Annotated in this window: 1 protein-coding gene; it reads left to right on the plus strand. The window is 61.4% G+C overall.

From position 1 onward, the window contains the following. Window positions 1-53: 53 nt before the first annotated feature. Window positions 54-1,313 carry an IS256-like element ISRta2 family transposase gene (locus tag MKD50_RS30340; protein ID WP_252669758.1) on the plus strand — a complete coding sequence of 420 codons (1,260 nt, stop codon included), beginning with the start codon at window positions 54-56 and terminating at the stop codon, window positions 1,311-1,313. The last annotated feature ends 72 nt before the right edge of the window (window positions 1,314-1,385 follow it).

Genomic DNA, 1,385 nt, shown 5'->3' on the forward strand with positions numbered 1-1,385 from the left:
GGATCTGTCAGAAATTTTGTGTTTAGGGCATAACATGTCGCCAAGGAGCATGTATGCCACGCAAAACCAAGACCAGTCTAGCCGCCGACCGTGAGCTGCCGACCATCCCCGAGGACCTGATCGCCCATTTCGTCAAGGGACCGATGACCGCTGAGGCCGTGCAGGACGCCTCAATGGCATTCAAGAAGGCGCTGATCGAGCGGGCGCTGGGCGCTGAGCTCGGCCATCATCTGGGCTACCCGGCTGGCGCTGAGCGCCCAGCCGGCATGGCCAATCAGCGCAATGGCAAGAGCGCCAAGACCGTCTTGACCGAGGACGGGCCGCTGCGGGTAGACATCCCGCGCGATCGAGACGGCAGCTTCGATCCGATCCTGATTCCCAAGCACGAGCGGCGCTTCACCGGGTTCGACGACAAGATCATCGCCATGTACGCCCGCGGCATGACCGTGCGCGAGATCCAGGCGTTTCTGGCCGAACAGTACGGCACCGAGGTCTCGCCCGAGTTCATCAGTTCGGTCACCGATGCGGTCATGGACGAGGTCACCACCTGGCAGGCCCGCCCGCTGGAGGTGATGTACCCGGTGGTGTTCTTCGACGCGCTGCGGGTCAAGATGCGTGAGGATGGGGTGGTACGCAACAAGGCCGTCTACCTGGCGCTGGGCGTGTTACCGGACGGCACCCGCGACATCCTGGGCCTGTGGATCGAGAACACCGAAGGCGCCAAGTTCTGGATGAAGGTGTTCAATGACCTGAAGACCCGCGGCACGCAGGACATTCTGATCGCGATAACAGATGGCCTCAAGGGCATGGAGCAAGCCCTGAACGCGGTGTTCCCGCACACGACGCTGCAGACCTGCATCGTGCATCTGATCCGGAACAGCCTGGAGTACGTCAGCTGGAAGGAGCGCCGGGAGGTAGCCGCGGCGCTTAAGCCCGTGTACACGGCGCCCACCGTGGAGGCAGCGCTGGCCGAGCTGGCGGCCTTCGAGCAAGGAAAATGGGGGCAGCAGTACAAGCCGATCGCCGCGTCCTGGCATCGCGCCTGGGATCAAGTGATCCCATTCTTTACGTTCCCGCCGGCGATCCGCAAGATCATCTACACAACAAATGCGATCGAGAGTATCAATGCGCAGCTGCGCAAGATCATCAAGACGCGAGGACACTTCCCCAGTGATGAGGCAGCAACCAAGCTGCTGTGGCTGGCCCTGCGCAACATCACCGGTAAGTGGGGCAGCTCCACGCACGATTGGAAGGCTGCCATGAACCAGTTTGCGATCCTCTATGAGGAACGCTTCGCCCATCCGCATCGCTGAGATAATGCTGGCTCACCGTCGAATTAGCGGTGAGCCTTTACCTGCCCTGCACACAAAAAAACTGACAGGCCC

Origin of the sequence: Cupriavidus mimosae (genome assembly GCF_023952485.1) — a bacterium.
Classification (GTDB): domain Bacteria; phylum Pseudomonadota; class Gammaproteobacteria; order Burkholderiales; family Burkholderiaceae; genus Cupriavidus; species Cupriavidus taiwanensis_C.

Coding starts and splice junctions, on each gene's coding strand:
- MKD50_RS30340 (WP_252669758.1), top strand. CDS start 54: ATGCCACGCAAAACCAAGACCAGTCTAGCCGCCGACCGTGAGCTGCCG.